Origin of the sequence: Micromonospora sp. HK10, assembly GCF_000982955.1 — a bacterium.
GTDB lineage: Bacteria > Actinomycetota > Actinomycetes > Mycobacteriales > Micromonosporaceae > Micromonospora.
On sequence record NZ_KQ058865.1, the window covers coordinates 34,069 to 54,387 of the forward strand.

18 protein-coding genes are annotated in these 20,319 nt (G+C 71.0%); all 18 read left to right on the forward strand.

Annotated elements, in window-relative coordinates:
• The first annotated feature begins 122 nt into the window (after window positions 1–122).
• The 18 genes from LQ51_RS23525 (at window position 123) to LQ51_RS23610 (ending at window position 20,296) form a co-directional block, all read left to right on the forward strand.
• Window positions 123–833 (forward strand): demethylmenaquinone methyltransferase, encoded by a 711-nt coding sequence (locus LQ51_RS23525; protein WP_046569199.1) that lies wholly within the window; start codon window positions 123–125, stop codon window positions 831–833.
• A gap of 107 nt (window positions 834–940) precedes the next feature.
• The gene (locus LQ51_RS23530) at window positions 941–1,159 is read left to right on the forward strand and encodes a hypothetical protein (protein WP_046569201.1); all 219 of its coding nucleotides are present in this window, start codon (window positions 941–943) and stop codon (window positions 1,157–1,159) included.
• 134 nt (window positions 1,160–1,293) lie between these two features.
• Entirely contained in the window at window positions 1,294–2,568 is a 1,275-nt protein-coding gene (locus tag LQ51_RS23535; protein ID WP_046569265.1) for a geranylgeranyl reductase family protein, read from the forward strand.
• Between the two features lie 185 nt (window positions 2,569–2,753).
• Window positions 2,754–3,119, forward strand: a complete 366-nt coding sequence (locus LQ51_RS23540) for an NADH-quinone oxidoreductase subunit A (protein ID WP_046569203.1) — start codon at window positions 2,754–2,756, stop codon at window positions 3,117–3,119.
• A 13-nt stretch (window positions 3,120–3,132) separates the two neighbouring features.
• Window positions 3,133–3,810, forward strand: a complete 678-nt coding sequence (locus LQ51_RS23545; RefSeq protein WP_046569205.1) for a NuoB/complex I 20 kDa subunit family protein — start codon at window positions 3,133–3,135, stop codon at window positions 3,808–3,810.
• Between the two features lie 49 nt (window positions 3,811–3,859).
• On the forward strand, window positions 3,860–4,597 hold the full coding sequence (locus LQ51_RS23550) for an NADH-quinone oxidoreductase subunit C (protein ID WP_046569207.1): 738 nt from the start codon (window positions 3,860–3,862) through the stop codon (window positions 4,595–4,597).
• Window positions 4,598–4,652: 55 nt separating this feature from the next.
• On the forward strand, window positions 4,653–5,981 hold the full coding sequence (locus tag LQ51_RS23555) for an NADH-quinone oxidoreductase subunit D (RefSeq protein WP_046569208.1): 1,329 nt from the start codon (window positions 4,653–4,655) through the stop codon (window positions 5,979–5,981).
• Entirely contained in the window at window positions 5,978–7,018 is a 1,041-nt protein-coding gene (nuoE, locus tag LQ51_RS23560; RefSeq protein ID WP_046569210.1) for an NADH-quinone oxidoreductase subunit NuoE, read from the forward strand. Before LQ51_RS23555 ends, nuoE begins: the two co-directional genes overlap by 4 nt.
• Window positions 7,015–8,331, forward strand: coding sequence for an NADH-quinone oxidoreductase subunit NuoF (gene nuoF / locus LQ51_RS23565; protein WP_046569212.1), 1,317 nt, complete (start codon window positions 7,015–7,017; stop codon window positions 8,329–8,331). The genes nuoE and nuoF overlap by 4 nt, the downstream gene beginning before the upstream one ends.
• Before the next feature lie 55 nt (window positions 8,332–8,386).
• On the forward strand, window positions 8,387–10,897 hold the full coding sequence (locus LQ51_RS23570) for an NADH-quinone oxidoreductase subunit G (protein ID WP_046569213.1): 2,511 nt from the start codon (window positions 8,387–8,389) through the stop codon (window positions 10,895–10,897).
• Window positions 10,894–12,246, forward strand: coding sequence for an NADH-quinone oxidoreductase subunit NuoH (gene nuoH / locus LQ51_RS23575; RefSeq protein ID WP_046569219.1), 1,353 nt, complete (start codon window positions 10,894–10,896; stop codon window positions 12,244–12,246). The genes LQ51_RS23570 and nuoH overlap by 4 nt, the downstream gene beginning before the upstream one ends.
• Window position 12,247: 1 nt before the next feature.
• A complete protein-coding gene (gene nuoI / locus LQ51_RS23580) occupies window positions 12,248–12,889 on the forward strand; it encodes an NADH-quinone oxidoreductase subunit NuoI (RefSeq protein ID WP_046569221.1) in 642 nt (213 codons plus the stop codon).
• A complete protein-coding gene (locus LQ51_RS23585) occupies window positions 12,886–13,659 on the forward strand; it encodes an NADH-quinone oxidoreductase subunit J (protein ID WP_046569224.1) in 774 nt (257 codons plus the stop codon). The genes nuoI and LQ51_RS23585 overlap by 4 nt, the downstream gene beginning before the upstream one ends.
• Complete coding sequence (gene nuoK, locus LQ51_RS23590; RefSeq protein WP_046569226.1) at window positions 13,656–13,973, forward strand: NADH-quinone oxidoreductase subunit NuoK; 318 nt, start codon at window positions 13,656–13,658, stop codon at window positions 13,971–13,973. The genes LQ51_RS23585 and nuoK overlap by 4 nt, the downstream gene beginning before the upstream one ends.
• A gap of 10 nt (window positions 13,974–13,983) precedes the next feature.
• Window positions 13,984–15,909, forward strand: coding sequence for an NADH-quinone oxidoreductase subunit L (gene nuoL / locus LQ51_RS23595; protein ID WP_046569229.1), 1,926 nt, complete (start codon window positions 13,984–13,986; stop codon window positions 15,907–15,909).
• A gap of 64 nt (window positions 15,910–15,973) precedes the next feature.
• Complete coding sequence (locus LQ51_RS23600; RefSeq protein WP_046569231.1) at window positions 15,974–17,506, forward strand: NADH-quinone oxidoreductase subunit M; 1,533 nt, start codon at window positions 15,974–15,976, stop codon at window positions 17,504–17,506.
• 64 nt (window positions 17,507–17,570) lie between these two features.
• The gene (gene nuoN / locus LQ51_RS23605; RefSeq protein ID WP_046569234.1) at window positions 17,571–19,124 is read left to right on the forward strand and encodes an NADH-quinone oxidoreductase subunit NuoN; all 1,554 of its coding nucleotides are present in this window, start codon (window positions 17,571–17,573) and stop codon (window positions 19,122–19,124) included.
• An 89-nt stretch (window positions 19,125–19,213) separates the two neighbouring features.
• Entirely contained in the window at window positions 19,214–20,296 is a 1,083-nt protein-coding gene (locus tag LQ51_RS23610; RefSeq protein ID WP_046569237.1) for a polyprenyl synthetase family protein, read from the forward strand.
• Window positions 20,297–20,319 lie beyond the last annotated feature (23 nt).

The window sequence follows — 20,319 nt, forward strand, 5'->3', positions numbered from 1 at the left end:
GGTACGCGCCGGACGGCGACTGACTGACCGGCCGGTCCGCGACGGGGCGGGGTGGGCGACCATCCCGCCCCGTTCGCGTACCCGGGAGGAGCGGCGGGACGGCCGGCTGGCAGAGTGGAGGGGTGAGCCGTACCCCGCAGGGCCAGCGCGCCAGCCTGGAGAAGCAGCCGCACGAGGTCGCCGCGATGTTCGACGGCGTGGCGGCCCGCTACGACCTGACCAACACCGTCCTCTCCTTCGGGCAGGACCGGTTCTGGCGGCGGGCCACCCGGGCGGCGCTCGGGCTGGGTCCGGGCGAGCGGGTGCTGGACGTGGGCGCCGGCACCGGCGTCTCGACCAAGGAGTTGGCGCACTCCGGGGCGTACGCGGTCGGCGCCGACCTGTCGCTGGGCATGCTGCACGCCGGCAAACGGACCCGGCCGGGCGTGCCCTTGCTGGCCGGGGATGCCCTGCGGCTGCCCTTCGCCGACGCCAGCTTCGACGCGGTGACCATCTCGTTCGCCCTGCGCAACGTGAACGACACCGACGCGGCGCTGCGTGAGCTGGCCCGGGTGACGAAGCCGGGCGGCCGGCTGGTGGTCTGCGAGTTCAGCACCCCGGTCAACCCGGCCTTCCGCACGGTCTACCTGTCGTACCTGATGCGGTCGCTGCCGGCCGTGGCGCGGGCGGTCTCCAGCAACCCGGACGCGTACGTCTACCTGGCCGAGTCGATCCGGGCCTGGCCGGACCAGCGGGCCCTGGCGGCGCGGATCGGCGGGGCCGGCTGGGGCCGGGTGGCGTGGCGGAACCTGACCGGCGGCGTGGTGGCGCTGCACCGCGCCGTGCGCGACTGACCGCGACCGGCCGGACCGGCGTCGGCAGCGGCCGAGGAGAAGCCGGCAAAACGGCAAGTTTCGTGAATATCGGATATTGGTCTACATAGACCCGTAGGCTGCCCCTCATGACGGGACCGGAGCAGGCGGCCACGGACGACGACGCCGCCGAACTCATCGCGCAGCTCAGGGAGCTGGCCGGTGCGGATCCGGCGGACGTCCGGCAGGTGGTCGCCGAGGTGCTGGCCGCGCTGGACCGGGCGGCCGGCGGCGCGCTGCGCGAGCACCTACCCGAGACGATCCGGCTGGACGCCGGCCTCGGACCTGCCCATCCGGCCCGCTCCTGACCAGCGCCGGGAGCCGTTCCGACCGACTTTCGCCAAGTTAGGCCCCCCTCAGCGCGTACCGGTGTAACCCCGGTCATAGACTCCAACCCGATCGGCTTGTGAACCATTTCACGAGCATGCGGGAGGAGGCGCGGATGACCGCGGTGGAGAACGACGCCGACGTCATCGTCGTGGGCGCCGGTCCCGGAGGATCGGCGACGGCGTACCACCTGGCGCGGCACGGCGTACGCGTGCTGCTGCTGGAGAAGACCGAGTTTCCCCGGGAGAAGGTCTGCGGTGACGGCCTGACCCCCCGGGCCGTGCGGCAGCTCATCCGGATGGGCGTGGACACCTCGCCCGAGGCCGGCTGGCTGCAGAACAAGGGCCTGCGGGTGATCGGCGGCGGGATACGCCTCGAACTGGACTGGCCCGACCTCGCCAGCTTCCCCAACTACGGCCTGGTCCGCACCCGGCTCGACTTCGACGACCTGCTCGCCCAGCGGGCCGTCGCCGCCGGGGCGAAGCTGCGGACGAGCGTCAACGTGCTGACTCCGGTGCTCGACGCGGACGACCGGGTGATCGGCGTGCGGGCCGAGGTGGGTCCGGACAAGGAGCCGGCCACCTTCCACGCCCCGCTGGTGGTCGCCGCGGACGGCGTCTCCGGCCGGTTCCCGCTCGCCCTCGGGCTGGCCAAGCGGGAGGACCGGCCGATCGGCGTGGCGGTGCGCCGCTACTACCGCTCGGCCGCCAAGCACGACGACGACTACCTGGAGTCGTGGCTGGAGCTGCGGGCCAAGGGCAGCGACGCGCTGCTGCCCGGGTACGGCTGGATCTTCGGTCTCGGCGACGGCCGGGTGAACGTCGGCCTGGGCGTGCTCAACTCCTCCGCCGCCTTCGGCAAGACCAACTACCGGCGGCTGCTCACCGACTGGCTGGCCAACACCCCCGAGGACTGGGGGATGACCGACGAGACCAACGCGGAAGGGCCGATCCTCGGCGCCGCGCTGCCGATGGGCTTCAACCGGGTCCCGCACTACACCCGTGGGGTGCTGCTGGTCGGCGACTCCGGCGGCATGGTCAACCCGTTCAACGGCGAGGGCATCGCGTACGCCATGGAGTCCGGTGAGCTGGCCGCCGAGGTGGCCGTGCAGGCGCTGGCCCGGCCGGCCGGCGCCGACCGGGAGCGGGCGCTGCTGGCGTACCCGCAGGAGCTGAAGGCGCGCTTCGGCGGCTACTACCGGCTCGGCGGGATCTTCGTGAAGCTGATCGGCCGTCCGGAGATCATGCGGATGGCCACCAAGCACGGCATGCCGCACCCGATGTTGATGCGCTTCGTGCTCAAGCTGCTGGCCAACCTGACCGACCCGCGGGGCGGGGACGCGATGGACCGGGTCATCAACGCGATGACGAAGGTGGCGCCGGCCGTGTAGCGCGAGGAGTGAGCTTGCGAGCCCTGGTCGGGGCACGTGGGCCGGCACCGCCCAGGACCACCCGTACCCGGAACCGGGGCCGGATACGGACAGAGATCGACCCCGCCGGCCGAGGTCGGGAGGGACGTGAATAGTGTGATTTTCGCCAACCACCGAGGCCAGGGAAGGACGAGCAGGAGACTACGATGACGCTCTCGCCTTACGCACCGATCATCGGGCTGTTCGCCCTCGCCGCGGGGTTCTCGCTGTTCTCCGTGGCCGCCGCCCGATTCGCCGGCCCCCGACGCCTGAACAAGGCCAAGCTCGAGGCGTACGAGTGCGGCATCGAGCCGAGCCCGCAGCCCGTCGGCGGTGGCCGGTTCCCGATCAAGTTCTACCTGACGGCGATGCTCTTCATCGTCTTCGACATCGAGATCATCTTCCTCTACCCCTGGGCGGTCTCCTTCGACGCTCTGCCGATCTTCGGCTTCGTGGAGATGGTCCTGTTCATCGTTGCGGTCTTCGTCGCCTACGCCTACGTCTGGCGGCGCGGCGGCCTGGACTGGAACTGAGGAGGTACGGCAGATGGGCATCGAGGAGAAACTTCCCTCCGGCGTCCTGCTCACCACCGTCGAGAAGCTGGTCAACTGGTCGCGGAAGTCGTCCGTCTGGGGCGCCACCTTCGGCCTGGCCTGCTGCGCGATCGAGATGATGGCGGCCGGCGGCCCGCACTACGACATGGGCCGCTGGGGCATGGAGGTCTTCCGCGCCTCGCCCCGGCAGGCGGACCTGATGATCGTGGCCGGCCGGGTGAGCCAGAAGATGGCCCCGGTGCTGCGCCAGATCTACGACCAGATGGCCGAGCCCCGCTGGGTGCTCTCCATGGGGGTCTGCGCCAGCAGCGGCGGCATGTTCAACAACTACGCCATCGTGCAGGGCGTCGACCACGTCGTACCGGTCGACATGTACCTCCCCGGCTGCCCGCCCCGGCCCGAGATGCTCATCGACGCGGTGCTCAAGCTCCGCGAGAAGATCATGTACGAGCCGCTGGGCCCGAACGGCCGCAAGATGCTCGAGGCCCGCAAGGAGCGCGGTGACGTGCCCGTCGTGCCGTACGGCTCGATGCCGTCGTCGTACCGCAGCGACAAGGCCCGCCGGGCCGAGTGGACCCGGGCGGTCCGCGAGGGCCGCGAGGAGCAGCTGCGGATCGAGAACTGGATGAAGGCGCAGCAGCACCTCCAGACGCAGGAAGGCCCCAGGTGAGCGCGCGGACCACGGCGGAGCGGGCAGTCGCGAACGGAGGGCAGGGGCAGTGACCGCACCGAACGACAGGAACAACGACGGCGGCGTGCCGGTACCGGTCACCCCGGCCGGCGCCAGCAGCACCGCCCCGGCCGAGTACCCGCCGGCCAGCCCCGCCGGGCGCGGCATGTTCGGCAACCAGGGCACCGGTGACGTCTCCGGCTACGGCGGCCTGGTCCGGCAGCGCAAGCCGATCGAGGAGGCCAGCCGGCCGTACGGCGGCTACTTCGACGAGGTCCGGGACGCGCTCGAGGAGGCGTACCCGCAGTTCGGCGAGGCGATCGAGAAGGTCGTGGTGGACCGGGGCGAGCTGACCCTGCACGTCCGCCCGGAGCGGATCGCTGAGGTCTGCCAGGTGATGCGGGACGACCTGGCGCTCCGCTTCGAGCTCTGCTCCTCGGTGTCCGGGGTGGACTACCTCGGCGCCGACGAGCGCCGGCTGCACGTGGTCTACCAGCTCACCTCGATGACCTACCGGCGCCTGGTCCGGCTGGAGGCCGCGGTCCCCGCCGACGACCCGCACCTGCCGAGCGTGACCGCCGTCTACCCGACCGCCGACTGGCAGGAGCGGGAGACGTACGACATGTTCGGCATCGTCTTCGACGGCCACCCCAACCTGACCCGGATCCTCATGCCGGACGACTGGGAGGGGCACCCGCAGCGCAAGGACTACCCGCTGGGCGGCGTCCCGGTGGAGTACAAGGGCGCGGAGATCCCACCGCCGGACAAGCGGAGGTCTTACCAGTGAGCGCGAGCAGTGCGGCGGAGCGGAGCCCCGCAGTCGCGAACGGAGGGCAGGCGCGGTGACGACGTCGAACTACGCGACCGAGCGCGAGACCACCGAGGGCAAGGTCTTCACCGTCACCGGTGGGGACTGGGACCAGGTCGTCTCCGGCACCGACCCGATCAACGACGAGCGGATCGTCGTCAACATGGGCCCGCAGCACCCGTCGACCCACGGCGTGCTCCGGCTGATCCTGGAGCTGGAGGGCGAGACGGTCCGCGAGGCCCGCTCGGTCGTCGGCTACCTGCACACCGGCATCGAGAAGAACCTCGAGTTCCGCAACTGGGTGCAGGGCTCGACCTTCGTGACCCGGATGGACTATCTCTCCCCGCTGTTCAACGAGACGGCGTACGCGCTGGCGGTGGAGAAGCTGCTCGGCATCACCGACGACATCACCGAGCGGGCCACCACCATCCGGGTGCTGATGATGGAGCTCAACCGGATCTCCTCGCACCTGGTCTGGCTGGCCACCACCGGCATGGAGCTCGGTGCGATCAACATGATGTTGTACGGCTTCCGCGAGCGGGAGTACATCCTCGACATCTTCGAGACCATCACCGGCCTGCGGATGAACCACGCGTACGTCCGCCCGGGCGGGGTGGCGCAGGACGTGCCGGAGGACGCGATCCGCAAGATCCGCGACTTCCTGGTCCTGCTGCCGAAGAAGCTCAAGGAGTACGAGGACCTCCTCTCCGGCCAGCCGATCTGGATCGAGCGGACCAAGAACGTGGCGGTGCTCGACGTGACCGGCTGTCTGGCGCTCGGCGTCACCGGCCCGGTGCTGCGCTCCGCCGGCCTGGCCTGGGACCTGCGCAAGACCATGCCGTACTGCGGCTACGAGACGTACGAGTTCGACGTGCCCACGCACACCGACGGCGACGTCTGGGGCCGCTACCTGGTCCGGCTCGCCGAGATCCGGGAGTCGCTGAAGCTGGTCGAGCAGGCGGTGGACCGGCTGGCCAAGCCGGGCCCGGTGATGGTCTCCGACAAGAAGATCGCCTGGCCGGCGCAGCTCGCCATCGGCGTGGACGGCATGGGCAACTCGCTGGAGCACGTCGCCAAGATCATGGGTCAGTCGATGGAGTCGCTGATCCACCACTTCAAGCTCGTCACCGAGGGCTTCCGGGTCCCGCCGGGACAGGTGTACGTCGGCATCGAGTCGCCCCGCGGCGAACTGGGCGTGCACGCCGTCTCCGACGGCGGCACCCGGCCGTACCGGGTGCACTACCGGGAGCCGAGCTTCGTCAACCTCCAGGCCCTCCCGGCGATGGCCGAGGGTGGCCTGATCGCCGACGTGATCGCCGGTGGCGCCTCGCTGGACCCCGTGATGGGTGGTTGTGACCGATGACTGTGTTTACCGAACAGACCCGGGAGCGGGCGCGGGAGATCATCGCCCGGTACCCGGCCGACCGGTCCCGCTCGGCGCTGCTGCCGCTGCTGCACCTGGTCCAGTCCGAGGAGGGGTACGTCTCCCCGGCCGGGGTCGAGTTCTGCGCCGAGGTGCTCGGCCTGAACAAGGCCCAGGTCGGCGCGGTGGCCACCTTCTACACCATGTACAAGCGCAAGCCGACCGGCGACTTCCTGGTCAGCGTCTGCACCAACACGATGTGCAACGTGCTGGGCGGCCAGCAGGTCTACGACACCCTGGCCGAGCACCTGGGCGTCGGGCACGACGAGACCACCGCCGACGGGAAGATCACCCTGGAGCACGCCGAGTGCCTGGCGGCGTGCGACTACGGCCCGGTGATGACGGTCAACTACGACTTCTTCGACAACGTGGACGCGCAGACCGCGCTGGGCGTCGTCGAGGAGCTGCGCGCCGGCGGCCGGCCGATGCCGACCCGCGGCGCCCGGCTCTGCACGCTCAAGGAGATGGCCGTCCAGCTCGCCGGGTTCGCCGACGAGCGGGACGGCGCGGTGGCCGACGGCGGCCCGGGCGAGCCGAGCCTGCGCGGCCTGCGCCTGGCCGAGCAGCACGGCATCTCGGTGTCGGGCTTCGACCCGAACACGCCGATCCGCAGCAAGGCCGAGGCCGACCAGGCGGCCGCCGAGGCGAAGGCCAAGGCCGAGGCCGCGAAGCCGGCGCCGGCCGCCGAGCCGGCCCGGCCGGCGGCGGTCACCGGCAGCACCGCGCCCGACGTGAAGGCGCCGGACGACAAGTCGCCGCAGGTGCGTACCGCCGAGACCCGGCAGCCGGACGCGGGCACCGCGGTCCCGGACGCCCCGGGCACCAAGGTCCCGACCGACGGCGCGCCGCCCGCGCCGCGCGACGCCCAGGCGGCCGAGGCGGCCGGCGCGGCGGCCAACCCGCCGGCCGGTGACGGCAAGCCCGCCGGCGACGACGCCGGGGCGCAGCAGCGCAACCTGAAGGAGGCTCAAAAGTGACGACGCCTCGGCCCGAGACGCTGGCCAAGCTCACGCCGGTGCTGACCAAGCGCTGGCTGTCGCCGGACGCCTGGGGGATCGCCACCTACGAGAAGCTGGACGGCTACGCCGCCCTGCGCAAGGCGCTCACCGCGCACCCGGACGACCTGATCCAGCTGATCAAGGACTCCGGCCTGCGCGGCCGCGGCGGGGCGGGCTTCCCGACCGGTCTCAAGTGGGGCTTCATCCCGCAGGGCGACGGCAAGCCGCACTACCTGGTGGTGAACGCCGACGAGGGCGAGCCGGGCACCTGCAAGGACCTGCCGCTGATGACGCACGACCCGCACTCGCTGGTCGAGGGCGTGATCATCGCGTCGTACGCGATCCGAGCCAACCGCGCCTACATCTACATCCGGGGCGAGGCGGTGCACGCCGCGCGCCGGCTGCGCAACGCGGTCGCCGAGGCGTACGCCAAGGGTTACCTCGGCCGGAACATCCTCGGCTCCGGGTTCGACCTGGAACTGGTGGTGCACTCCGGCGCCGGGGCGTACATCTGCGGCGAGGAGACCGCGCTGCTGGACTCGCTGGAGGGCTTCCGGGGCCAGCCCCGGCTGCGCCCGCCGTTCCCGGCGACCCACGGCCTGTACGCCAGCCCGACCGTGGTCAACAACGTCGGCACCATCGCCAGCGTGCCGTACATCGTGCTGGGCGGCGCCGACTGGTGGAAGACCATGGGTACGGAGAAGTCGTCCGGCCCGATGATCTATTCGCTCTCCGGCCGGATCGCCAACCCCGGCCAGTACGAGTGCTCGATGGGGATCACCCTGCGCGAGCTGATCGAGCTGGCCGGTGGCATGCAGCCCGGGCACAACCTGCGGTTCTGGACCCCGGGCGGGTCGTCGACCCCGCTGCTCACCGCCGAGCACCTGGACGTGCCGCTGGACTTCGAGGGGGTGGCGGCGGCCGGCTCCATCCTGGGCACCACGGCCACGCAGATCTTCTCCGACCAGGACTGCCCGGTGTACGCGACCTACCGGTGGATGGAGTTCTACCACCACGAGTCGTGCGGCAAGTGCACCCCGTGCCGCGAGGGCAACTACTGGATGACCCGGATCTACCGGCGCATCCTGTCCGGTCACGGCACCTACGAGGACCTGGACACCCTGCTGGACACCTGCGACAACGTCCTGGGCCGCGCGTTCTGCGGCCTGGGCGACGGCGCGACCAGTTCGGTGACCTCGTCGCTGAAGTACTTCAAGCAGGACTACCTCGACTACATCGAGGGACGTACCGCGCCGAAGCTGTCGGACAAGCAGCTGGTGGGAGCGCACTGATGAGCGCGAGGAACGAGCTTGCGAGTCCCGCAGTCGCGAATGAAGGGCGGCTTCGATGACCGACGTAGCCAAGCAGACCGACACCGTCACCCTCACCATCGACGGCATCGAGGTCACCGCGCCCAAGGGCACGCTGCTGATCCGGGTCGCCGAGCAGATGGGAATCGAGATCCCGCGGTTCTGCGACCACCCGCTGCTGGCCCCGGCCGGCGCCTGCCGGCAGTGCCTGGTGGAGGTGGAGGGCCAGCGTAAGCCGGTCGCCTCCTGCACCCAGGCCGTCGCCGATGGCATGGTGGTCCGGACCCAGCTCACCTCGCCGGTCGCCAAGAAGGCGCAGGCGGGGATCATGGAGCTGCTGCTGGTGAACCACCCGCTCGACTGCCCGATGTGTGACAAGGGCGGCGAGTGCCCGCTGCAGAACCAGGCGATGTCCACCGGCCGGACGGACTCGCGGTTCCACGAGCACAAGCGGGAGTACCCGAAGCCGGTGGAGATCAGCACCCAGGTGCTGCTCGACCGCGAGCGGTGCGTGCTCTGCCAGCGCTGCACCCGGTTCTCCGAGGAGATCGCCGGCGACAAGTTCATCGACCTGATGGGCCGGTCGTCCGCCGAGGAGATCAACATCTACCGGGACGACGCGTACGGCGAGGAGGGTGACGAAGGGGACGTGCCCTTCAACTCCTACTTCTCCGGCAACACCGTGCAGATCTGCCCGGTGGGCGCGCTGACCGGCGCCCAGTACCGGTTCCGGGCCCGCCCGTTCGACCTGGTCTCCACCCCGAGCGCCTGCGAGCACTGCGCGGCCGGCTGCGCCCAGCGCACCGACTGGCGGCGCGGCAAGGTGCTGCGCCGGCTGGCCGGCGACGACCCGGCGGTGAACGAGGAGTGGAACTGCGACAAGGGCCGTTGGGGCTTCCAGTACGCCCGGGCGTTCGACCGGCTCAGCACGCCGCTGGTGCGCGACGAGCGCAGCGGTGAGCTGCGCGAGGCCTCGTGGAGCGAGGCGCTGACCCGGGCCGCCGACGGGCTGCGCGCCGCGCGGGACGGCGGGCAGGGCAGCGCGGTGCTCACCGGCGGCCGGCTGACCGTCGAGGACGCCTACGCGTACGCGAAGTTCGCCCGGGTCGCGCTGCACACCAACGACCTGGACTTCCGGGCCCGCCCGGTCTCCCGCGAGGAGGCCGACTTCCTGGCCAGCAACGTCGCCGGGGTCACCGACGTGACCTACACCGACGTGGAGAACGCGCCCGCGGTGGTGCTGGTCGGCCTGGAGCCGGAGGAGGAGTGCCCGATCCTCTTCCTGCGGCTGCGCAAGGCGTACCTGAAGAAGACCCTCACCGTGTACGCGATCGCGCCGTTCGCGACCCGCGGCCTGGAGAAGCTCGGGGCCAAGCTGGCCCGGGTGGTGCCGGGCGAGGAGGCCAGCGTGCTGGCCGAGCACGCCACGGTGGCCGAGGCGCTGAGCCAGCCGGGCGCGATCCTGATCGTCGGCGAGCGGCTCGGCGCGGTGCCCGGCGGGCTCTCCGCGGCGGCGGACGTCGCCCGGCGTACCGGGGCCAAGCTGGCCTGGGTGCCGCGGCGCGCGGGCGACCGGGGTGCGGTCGACGCGGGCTGCCTGCCCAACCTGCTGCCCGGTGGCCGCCTGGTCACCGAGCCGGCGGCCCGCGCGGAGCTGGGCGAGGCCTGGGACATCCCGGCCGGGGTCATCCCGAGCCAGGCCGGGCGGGACACCGACGGGATCCTCACCGCGGCCGCCAACGGCCAGCTGGGGGCCCTCGTGGTGGCCGGCGTCGACCCGGCCGACCTGGCCGACCCGCGGCTGGCCGAGCAGGCCCTCGACGCGGTGCCGTTCCTGGTCAGCCTGGAGCTGCGGATGAGCGCGGTGGCCCGGCGGGCCGACGTGGTCCTCCCGGTCGCCCCGGTGGTCGAGAAGGCCGGCAGCTTCCTGGACTGGGAGGGCCGGCTGCGGACCTTCGAGCGGGTGCTGGAGACGGACGCGATGAACGACGGCCGGGTGCTGGACGCGCTCGCCGCGCAGCTCGACGTCCGGCTCGGCACCGGCGACGTGATGACCGTCCGCCGGGAGTTGGGCGCGCTGCCGCCGACCCGGGTGGACCGGCCGGGCGCGCCGATGGTGGAGCCGGCGACCGTGCCGCAGCCGGGCGCCGGCGAGGCGGTGCTGGCCACCTGGCACCAGCTGCTCGACCTGGGCAGCCTCACCGACGGCGACGAGCACCTGGCCGGCACCGCCCGGCCGCCGGTGGTGCGGCTGGGCAAGGGCACCGCCGAGACGCTCGGCGTGGCCGACGGGGACCCGGTGACCGTGGGCACCGACCGCGGCGCGGTCACCCTGCCGGCGGCCATCACCGAGATGCCGGACGGGGTTGTCTGGCTGCCGACCAACTCGCCCGGATCGACCGTGCGGCGCAGCCTCGGCGCGACGTCCGGCGACGTCGTCACGGTCTCGGCGGGCGCGCTCGGCGGACCGACCGTCCCGGCCGGGCGGGTCGCCGCGGACGCCGCCGGCCGGCCGGGTCCGCTCCTCAACACCGGGAGTGTCCAGTGAATCTCTACCTCGCGGCGCAGGACCCGACGCTGGCCGACTTCGGCAAGGACCCGTGGTGGCTGGTCCTCATCAAGATCGTCTTTGCGTTCGCCTTCGGCCTGCTGGCCACACTGCTCGGCGTCTGGTTCGAGCGGCGGGTCGTCGGCCGGATGGCGGTGCGGCCCGGCCCCAACCAGGTCGGCCCGTTCGGCCTGCTGCAGACCCTCGCCGACGGCCTGAAGATGGCCTTCAAGGAGGACATCCTCCCGAAGGCCGCCGACAAGGTCGTCTACTTCTTCGCCCCGACCATCTCGGTGATCTGCGCGGTCACCGCGCTGTCGGTGGTGCCGTTCGGCCCGAAGGTGAGCATCTTCGGGCACTGGACGCCGCTGCAGGTCACCGACGTGTCGGTGGCGGTGCTGGTGCTGCTGGCCTGCTCGTCGATGGGCATCTACGGCATCGTGCTCGGCGGCTGGGCCTCCGGCTCGACCTACCCGCTGCTCGGTGGCCTCCGGTCGACCGCCCAGATGATCTCGTACGAGGTCGCCATGGGACTGAGCATCGTGGCGGTGTTCATGACCGCCGGCACCATGTCCACCAGCGGCATCGTCGCCGCCCAGGGCGACGGCACCCAGCTCACCATCGCCGGCCAGGACATCCCGGCGCCGGGCTGGTACGCGATCCTGCTGCTGCCCAGCTTCATCATCTTCTTCATCGCCACAGTCGGTGAGACCAACCGGGCGCCGTTCGACCTGCCCGAGGCGGAGTCGGAGCTGGTCGCGGGCTTCATGACCGAGTACAGCTCGCTGAAGTTCGCCCTCTTCATGCTCTCCGAGTACGTCTCGATGGTGACCATGTCCGCGGTCACCACGACGCTGTTCCTCGGCGGCTGGCGGGCCCCCTGGCCGATCACCCTGTGGGCCGGCGCCAACTCCGGTTGGTGGCCGATGCTGTGGTTCTTCGGCAAGGTGATCGCGCTGGTCTTCGTCTTCGTCTGGCTGCGCGGCACGCTGCCCCGGCTCCGGTACGACCAGTTCATGCGCTTCGGCTGGAAGGTCCTGCTGCCGATCAACCTGGTCTGGATCCTGGTCCTGGCCGGCCTGCGCTCGATCGAGGACTGGCAGACCAAGGACCGGCTGGTCGCCACCGGCATCGGCGCGGGCGTGCTGCTGCTGGCCACGCTCTTCTGGCCGAGCCGGAAGAAGGAGCCGGCGCCGCCACTGCAGGAGCAGGTCAACAGCCGGCCACACGGCAGCTTCCCGCTGCCCCCGATGGATCTTCAGGTACCACCGAGCCCGCGCACCAGGCGCGTGGTCGCCGAGCGGGAGCCGGCCAACGTCGTCGCCGGCCCGGACTCCAGGGAGGTGTGACGTGGGCGCGATCACCGGAACGTTCAAGGGCTTCGGGGTCACCTTCTCGCACATGTTCAAGAAGGTGGTCACCACCGACTACCCGTTCAAGCCGCCGGTCTCGGCGCCGCGCTACCACGGGCGGCACATCCTCAACCGGCACCCGGACGGCCTGGAGAAGTGCATCGGCTGCGAGCTGTGCGCCTGGGCCTGCCCGGCCGACGCGATCTACGTGGAGGGCGGCGACAACACCGAGGAGCAGCGCTTCTCCCCGGGTGAGCGGTACGCCAGCGTCTACCAGATCAACTACGCCCGGTGCATCTTCTGCGGGCTCTGCATCGAGGCCTGCCCGACCCGTTCGCTGACCATGAGCAACGAGTACGAGCTGGCCCGGGACAACCGGCAGGACCTGATCTTCACGAAGGAGCAGCTGCTCGCGCCGCTGCTGCCGGGGATGGAGCAGCCGCCGCACCCGATGCGGCTGGGCGACAGCGAGAAGGACTACTACGTCGGCGCGCTGACCAACCCGGGCACCTCCGCCGGCGCCGAGCACTCGGCCAACAACCCGGGCCGGTACCAGCTCGACGAGACCCCCGGCGTCACCTTCCCGGGCGCCGAGCAGGCGGCCCAGCGGGTGGCGGCAGGCAAGGGAGACACGGCATGACCACGCAGACGGTGCTCGCCGAGGCCACCTCGGTCGGCGGGGGCGAGGCGGTGACCTTCTGGATCCTCGCCCCGCTGGCGCTGTTGGGCGCGATCGGCATGGTGTGGGCCCGCAACGCGGTGCACTCGGCGCTCTGGCTGGTGCTGACCATGCTCTGCCTGGGCGTGTTCTACGTCCTCCAGGCGGGGCCGTTCATCGGCATGGTGCAGATCATCGTCTACACCGGCGCGATCATGATGCTCTTCCTGTTCGTGCTCATGCTGGTCGGCCGGGACGCCTCCGACTCGCTGATCGAGACGCTGCGCGGGCAGCGTACGGCGGCGGTCGTGCTGGCGCTCGGCTTCGCCGGACTGGTCGGCACCGGGCTGTACCGGGCGCTCGACGGCGTCCAGGCGGTCGGCCTGGACCGGGCCAACGCCGAGGGCAACGTGCAGGGCATCGCCCGGCTGCTCTTCACCAAGTACGTCTTCGCCTTCGAGCTGACCTCGGCGCTGCTGATCACGGCGGCCGTCGGCGCGATGGTGCTGGCGCACGTCGAGCGGCGCAAGGAGGACCGGATGGACCAGATCGCCACCATGAAGGCCCGGTTCCGGCCCGGCAACTACCCCGGCCCGAAGCCCGGCCCGGGCGTCTTCGCCACGTCGTCCTCGGTGGCCACCCCGGCCCGCCTGCCCGACGGCCGGCTGACCGAGCGCAGCATCCCCGAGATCATGCCGGTCCGGGAGCTGACCGCCGAGGAGACCTCGCTGAAGGGGACGGAACGGAAATGAGCAGCTTCTTCTCGGTCGAGCCGAACTACTACCTGGTCCTCGCCGCGGTGCTCTTCACCATCGGTGCGGTCGGGGTACTGGTCCGGCGCAACGCGATCGTCCTGTTCATGTGCGTCGAGCTGATGCTCAACGCGGCGAACCTGACGCTGGTCACCTTCAGCCGCATCAACGGCGACCTGAACGGTCAGATCATGGCGTTCTTCGTGATGGTGGTGGCGGCGGCCGAGGTCGTGGTCGGTCTCGCGATCATCATGGCGATCTTCCGGACCCGGCGCTCGGCCAGCGTCGACGACGCCAACCTGCTGAAGTACTGAGGGGCCGACGGTGGAAGAGACTGTGCGTTTCGCAGAGGCGAGTGGATTTCTCGGCAGCGTCTGGCTGCTGGTGGCCATCCCGCTGGTCAGCGCGGCGATCCTGCTGCTGCTCGGCCGCCGGGCCGACCGGTGGGGCCACTGGCTGGGCGTGGCGGCCATCGGCGCCGCCTTCGTGCTCGGCCTGAGCTACTTCTTCCAGCTTCGTGGCCTGGAGAACAAGCAGGTCGAGCTGAGCCTCTGGCAGTTCATCACGGCCGGTGACCTGAAGGTGGACTTCGGTCTGCTCTTCGACCCGCTGGCCGCGGTCTTCGTCCTGCTGATCACCGGGGTGGGTTTCCTGATCCACCTGTACGCGGTCGAGTACATGGCGCACGACGAGGGCCGGCGGCGGTTCTTCGGGTACTTCAACCTGTTCGTTGCCGCGATGCTGCTGCTGGTGCTCGGCAACAACTACGTGATGCTCTACTTCGGCTGGGAGGGCGTCGGCCTGGCGTCGTACCTGCTGATCTCCTTCTGGTACGGCCGGCCGAGCGCGGCCACCGCCGGCAAGAAGGCCTTCCTGATGAACCGGGTCGGCGACGCCGGCCTGGCCATCGGCATCTTCGTGCTCTTCGCCCAGCTCGGCAGCACCCAGTACGAGGACGTGTTCAACGGCGTGGGCGCGCTGAGCCAGACCACCGTGCTGGTGCTCGGCCTGCTGCTGCTGCTCGGCGCGACCGGCAAGTCCGGCCAGTTCCCGCTCCAGGCGTGGCTGCCGGACGCGATGGAGGGCCCGACCCCGGTCTCCGCGCTCATCCACGCGGCCACCATGGTCACCGCGGGCGTCTACCTGATCGCCCGCTCCAACCCGGTCTTCTCGGCCAACACCACCCTCCAGTTGGTGGTGGTCGGCGTCGGAGCGGTCACCCTGCTGATGGGTTGCCTCATCGGCGCGGCCAAGGACGACATCAAGCGGGTGCTGGCCTGGTCCACGGTCAGCCAGATCGGCTACATGTTCCTCGGCGTCGGCCTGGGCGGCGCGGCGTACGCGCTGGCCATCGTGCACCTGCTGGCGCACGGCTTCTTCAAGGCCAACATGTTCCTCGGCGCCGGCTCGGTCATGCACGGCATGAACGACCAGGTGGACATCCGCCGCTTCGGTGGCCTGTCGAAGTACATGAAGGTCACCTGGCTGACCTTCATGATGGGCTGGCTGGCCATCATCGGCATGTTCCCGTTCTCCGGCTTCTTCTCCAAGGAGCCGATCATCGTGGCCGCGTTCGAGCGGGAGGGCTGGACCGCCTGGCTGTTCGGCATGGCTGCGCTGATCGGCGCCGGGTTGACCGCGTTCTACATGACCCGGCTCTTCGTGCTCACCTTCCACGGCCCGAAGCGGTGGACCGAGGAGATCGAGCACCCGCACGAGTCGCCGAAGCTGATGACCATCCCGCTGATCCTGCTGGCGATCGGCTCGGTCGGGGCGGGCTTCCTGCTCGCCACGTCCGTACCGGACTGGCTGGAGGCGACCGCCGGGCTGGGCGGCCAGGAGAAGGGCCACGAGGCGGTCCTCGCGCACTGGCTGATCACCACGCTCTCGCTGGCGGTCACCGTCCTCGGCGCCGGGCTGGCCTGGTTCCTGTTCCGCAACGGCACGGCCACCGAGCCGCAGCCGGCCGGGGTGCTGGTCACCGCGGCCCGCCGCAACCTCTACACGGACGCCTTCAACGAGGCCGTCTTCGAGAAGCCGGGCATCTTCCTCACCCGGGCGCTGGTCTTCCTCGACAACCGGGGCGTGGACGGGCTGGTCAACGGCCTCGCCGCCGCGGTCGGCGGGGGTTCGGGTCGGCTCCGGCGGCTGCAGACCGGTTTCGTGCGGTCGTACGCGACCTCGATCCTCACCGGCGCGCTGCTCGTGGTCGCGGCGTTCCTGGCGGTGCAGGCGGGGTGGCTGGCGTGATCGACCTGAACGCGGCCGCCCCCGCCGGCGGGCCACGCAGTCACGACGGAGGTAAGGCCGAATAATGTCCAACTTCCCGTTCCTCTCGGTGCTGACCGTGGCACCGCTGGTCGGCGCCCTGGTCGTGGCCGTGCTGCCACGCCGCCGGCCGGACCTGGCCAAGCTGGTGGCGTTCGGCTGGTCGCTGCTGGTGCTGGTGCTGTCGGTGGTGATGTGGATCGCCTTCTCCGCCGACGGTGACCGGTTCCAGTTCCGCGAGTCGTACCCGTGGATCCCGAACTGGGGCGTCAACTTCACCTTCGAGGTGGACGGCATCGCCCTGGTCATGCTGATGCTGATCACGATCCTGGTGCCGCTGGTGATCCTGGCGTCCTGGCACGACGCCGAGGCGTCCAAGCGTTCGGTGCCGGCCTACTTCGCGCTGCTGCTCGTCCTCGAGTGCACGATGATCGGCGTCTTCGCGGCCGCCGACGTCTTCCTCTTCTACGTGTTCTTCGAGGTCATGCTGGTGCCGATGTACTTCCTGATCGGCAGCTACGGCGGCCACCAGCGGCAGTACGCGGCGGTCAAGTTCTTCCTCTACTCGCTGGTCGGCGGGCTGTTCATGCTGGCCGCCGTGATCGGCCTCTGGGTGGTCGGCGGGAAGACCTTCGACTGGCAGGCGCTGAGCCAGGCGGAGTTCGCCACCGACACGGCCCGCTGGCTGTTCCTCGGCTTCTTCGTCGCGTTCGCGATCAAGGCGCCGTTCTTCCCGTTCCACACCTGGCTGCCGGACGCCGGCGGCGCGGCCCCGGCCGGTGCCGCCGCGCTGCTGGTCGGCGTGCTGGACAAGGTCGGCACGTTCGGGATCCTGCGCTACTGCCTCCCGCTGTTCCCCGAGGCGTCGCGCTGGTTCGCCCCGTGGGCGCTGGCGCTCGGCGTCATCGGCATCATCTACGCGGCGCTGCTCGCGGTCGGTCAGAACGACCTCAAGCGGCTGGTGTCGTACACCTCGATCGCGCACTTCGGCTTCATCGGGGTCGGCATCTTCGCCTTCACCACCCAGGCCGGCACCGGCGCGGTGCTCTACATGCTCAACCACGGGCTCGCCACCGGCCTGCTCTTCCTCGTGGTCGGCATGCTGATCGCCCGTCGCGGCTCGGCCCTGATCAGCGACTTCGGCGGCGCCGGCAAGCTGGTCCCGGTGCTGGCCGGGGTGCTCTTCTTCGCCGGTCTCGCCTCGCTGGCGCTGCCCGGCACCGCGCCGTTCGTCTCCGAGTTCCTGGTGCTGATCGGTACGTTCACCGTCAACAAGCCGGTCGCGGTGATCGCCACGCTCGGCATCATCCTGGCCGCGGCGTACGTGCTGTGGATGTTCCAGCGCACCACCCAGGGCACGCTCAACCCGGCCCTGACCGAGGTCGACGGCATGCGCCGTGACCTGACCCTGCGCGAGAAGGTCGTGGTCGCCCCGCTGATCGCGCTCATCGTGCTGCTCGGCTTCTATCCGAAGCCGGTCACCGATGTCATCAACCCCGCCGTCAAGGCGACCATGCAGGACGTGGGTCGGACCGACCCCGCCCCGGCGGTCGGCACCGTCCAGGAGGCAGCCCGGTGAGCGCGAGGAGTGAACGAGCGGAGCGAGTGAGCCCCGCAGTCGCGAACGAAAGGCGGCACCGTAAGTGAGTGAACTGAAGCTGCCGCCGCTCGACTACGCGGCGCTGGCTCCCATCCTGATCATGTTGGGCGCGGCCCTGGTCGGCGTCCTGGTCGAGGCGTTCGTGCCGCGCCGCCTGCGCAACGGGGTGCAGCTCGCGCTGGCCCTGCTGGCGGTGCTGGCGGCGCTGACCATGGTGATCCTCAACGCCGACGCCCGGCTGCTCACCGCCGGCCAGGCCATCGCGGTGGACGGGCCGACGCTCTTCCTGCAGGGCGCGATCCTGATCCTGGCCGTGATGACGCTGCTGCTCATGGGTGAGCGCGCGGTGGAGCGCGGCGGGGCCTTCGTGGCCCACGCGGCGATCACCGCCGAGTCGGCCGAGGACCGGCGGCAGGCCGCGGGCGCGGGCGGCGCCACCGAGGTGTACCCGCTGGCCACCTTCGCCATCGGCGGCATGCTGATCTTCGTGGCGGCGAACGACCTGCTGACCATGTTCATCGCGCTCGAGGTCTTCTCGCTGCCGCTCTACCTGCTCTGCGCGCTGGCCCGCCGCCGGCGGCTGCTGAGCCAGGAGGCGGCGCTGAAGTACTTCATGCTCGGCGCGTACGCCTCGGCGTTCTTCCTGTTCGGGGTGGCGCTGATCTACGGCTTCACCTCGGGCATCCCGGGTCGGGTGGCCGGGGTCGACTTCGCCACCGTGCACACCGCGGTCACCGAGTCGGCGTCCAGCCCGACGCTGCTCTACGCCGGGATGGCGCTGCTCGCCATCGGCCTGCTCTTCAAGGCCGCCGCCGCGCCGTTCCACGTCTGGACGCCGGACGTGTACCAGGGCGCACCGACCCCGGTGACCGGCTTCATGGCCGCCTGCACGAAGGTCGCCGCGTTCGGCGCCCTGCTGCGGGTCTTCCACGTCGCCTTCGCGGGGGCCGCCTGGGACTTCACCCCGGTCCTCGGCACGGTGGCGGTGCTGACCATGCTGGTCGGCGCGGTGCTGGCGGTCACCCAGACCGACATCAAGCGGCTGCTGGCCTACTCGTCCATCGCGAACGCCGGCTACCTGCTGGTGGGCGTGCTGGCGCCGAGCAAGGACGGGCTCTCCGGCACGATGTTCTACCTGGTGGCGTACGGCTTCTCGGTGCTCGCCGCGTTCGCCGTGGTGACCCTGGTCCGGGACGCCGACGGGGAGGCCACCCACCTGTCCCGCTGGGCCGGGCTGGGGAAGCGCTCGCCGTTCTTCGCGGCGATCTTCACCTTCATCCTGCTGGCCTTCGCCGGTATCCCGCTGACCAGCGGGTTCACCAGCAAGTTCGCGATCTTCGCGCCGGCCCTGGACGCGGACCAGGTCTGGCTGGTGATCGCCGGCGTGCTGACCAGCATGGTGCTGGCCTTCCCGTACCTGCGGGTGGTGGTCATGATGTGGCTCTCCGAGCCGGGGGACGCCACCCCGACCGTCACCGTGCCGGGTGCGCTCACCTCGGCGGCCCTGGTCATCGGCGTGCTGGCCACGCTGGTGCTGGGGGTCGCCCCGGCGCCCCTGCTGGATCTGGCCAACGGTGCGGCCGAATTCGTCAGATGACTCCCGGCAGTTCCCCGGGGGCCGGTACGCCGTGGCGTACCGGCCCCCGGTCCGTATCCCCCTCTCCGGGCAGGTCGAACGGGTGTGGCATGGTTGAGGACGTGGTGATTCCGGCTGGCGAGCGTTCAGGTGCCACCGGCTCCGGCGGTCGTCGGGGTCCGGTGAGCACGGGTCAGTTCGGCGCGCTCGGCCTGCACCTCGCCGACCCGCGCGTCGAGGCGTCCGTGCTGGGCGTGCTGGATGGCGTCGAGGGCCAGCTGCGGGAGAGCGTGGCCAGCGCCGACCCGCTCGTGGCCGAGGCCTCCCGGCACCTGGTTGATGCGGGCGGCAAGCGGTTCCGTCCGCTGCTGGTGGCGCTGGGCGCCCAGTTCGGTGAGCCGACCGCCGCCGAGGTGGTGCCGGCCGCGGTGGTGATGGAGCTCACTCACCTGGCGACGCTCTACCACGACGACGTGATGGACGAGGCCGCGGTGCGCCGGGGCGCCCCGAGCGCCAACTCCCGGTGGACCAACTCGGTGGCCATCCTGGTCGGCGACTTCCTCTTCGCCCGGGCCGCCGACATCGCGGCCAACCTGGGCCCCGAGGCGGTCCGCCTGCAGGCGCGCACGTTCGCCCGGCTGGTGCACGGGCAGATCGCGGAGACGGTCGGCCCGCGCGGCTCCGACCCGGTCGCCCACTACCTGCACGTGATCGCCGAGAAGACCGGCTCGCTGATCGCCACCTCGGCCCGGTTCGGTGGCATGTTCGCCGGGGCTCCCGCCGAGCACGTCGAGGCCCTGGCCGGGTACGGCGAGATCATCGGGGTGGCCTTCCAGCTCTCCGACGATCTGCTCGACATCGCCTCCGAGTCGGTGCAGTCCGGCAAGACCCCCGGCACCGACCTGCGCGAGGGGGTGCCCACCCTGCCGGTGCTGTACGCGCTCGGCTCCGACGACTCGGACGCCGCGAGCGTGCGGCTGCGGGAGATCCTGGCCACCGGCCCGCTGGTCGACGACGCGCTGCACGCCGAGGCGCTCGGCCTGCTCCGCGAGTCCCCGGCGCTCAAGCGTGCCCGGGAGACGGTCCGCAGCTACGCCGAGGACGCGCGTACCCGGCTCGCCCCGCTCCCGCAGGGCCCGGCCCGCCGCGCCCTCGAATCCCTCTGCGACTACATCGCCGACCGCACCAGCTGACCCCCCACCCCACCCCGGCCCCC

What these genes read in the sequence shown, in the direction of transcription:
- LQ51_RS23530 (WP_046569201.1), top strand. Translation starts at nt 941, where the DNA reads ATGACGGGACCGGAGCAGGCGGCCACGGACGACGACGCCGCCGAACTC.
- LQ51_RS23535 (WP_046569265.1), top strand. Translation starts at nt 1,294, where the DNA reads ATGACCGCGGTGGAGAACGACGCCGACGTCATCGTCGTGGGCGCCGGT.
- LQ51_RS23540 (WP_046569203.1), top strand. Translation starts at nt 2,754, where the DNA reads ATGACGCTCTCGCCTTACGCACCGATCATCGGGCTGTTCGCCCTCGCC.
- LQ51_RS23545 (WP_046569205.1), top strand. Translation starts at nt 3,133, where the DNA reads ATGGGCATCGAGGAGAAACTTCCCTCCGGCGTCCTGCTCACCACCGTC.
- nuoE (WP_046569210.1), top strand. Translation starts at nt 5,978, where the DNA reads ATGACTGTGTTTACCGAACAGACCCGGGAGCGGGCGCGGGAGATCATC.
- LQ51_RS23570 (WP_046569213.1), top strand. Translation starts at nt 8,387, where the DNA reads ATGACCGACGTAGCCAAGCAGACCGACACCGTCACCCTCACCATCGAC.
- LQ51_RS23585 (WP_046569224.1), top strand. Translation starts at nt 12,886, where the DNA reads ATGACCACGCAGACGGTGCTCGCCGAGGCCACCTCGGTCGGCGGGGGC.
- nuoK (WP_046569226.1), top strand. Translation starts at nt 13,656, where the DNA reads ATGAGCAGCTTCTTCTCGGTCGAGCCGAACTACTACCTGGTCCTCGCC.
- LQ51_RS23600 (WP_046569231.1), top strand. Translation starts at nt 15,974, where the DNA reads ATGTCCAACTTCCCGTTCCTCTCGGTGCTGACCGTGGCACCGCTGGTC.
- LQ51_RS23610 (WP_046569237.1), top strand. Translation starts at nt 19,214, where the DNA reads ATGGTTGAGGACGTGGTGATTCCGGCTGGCGAGCGTTCAGGTGCCACC.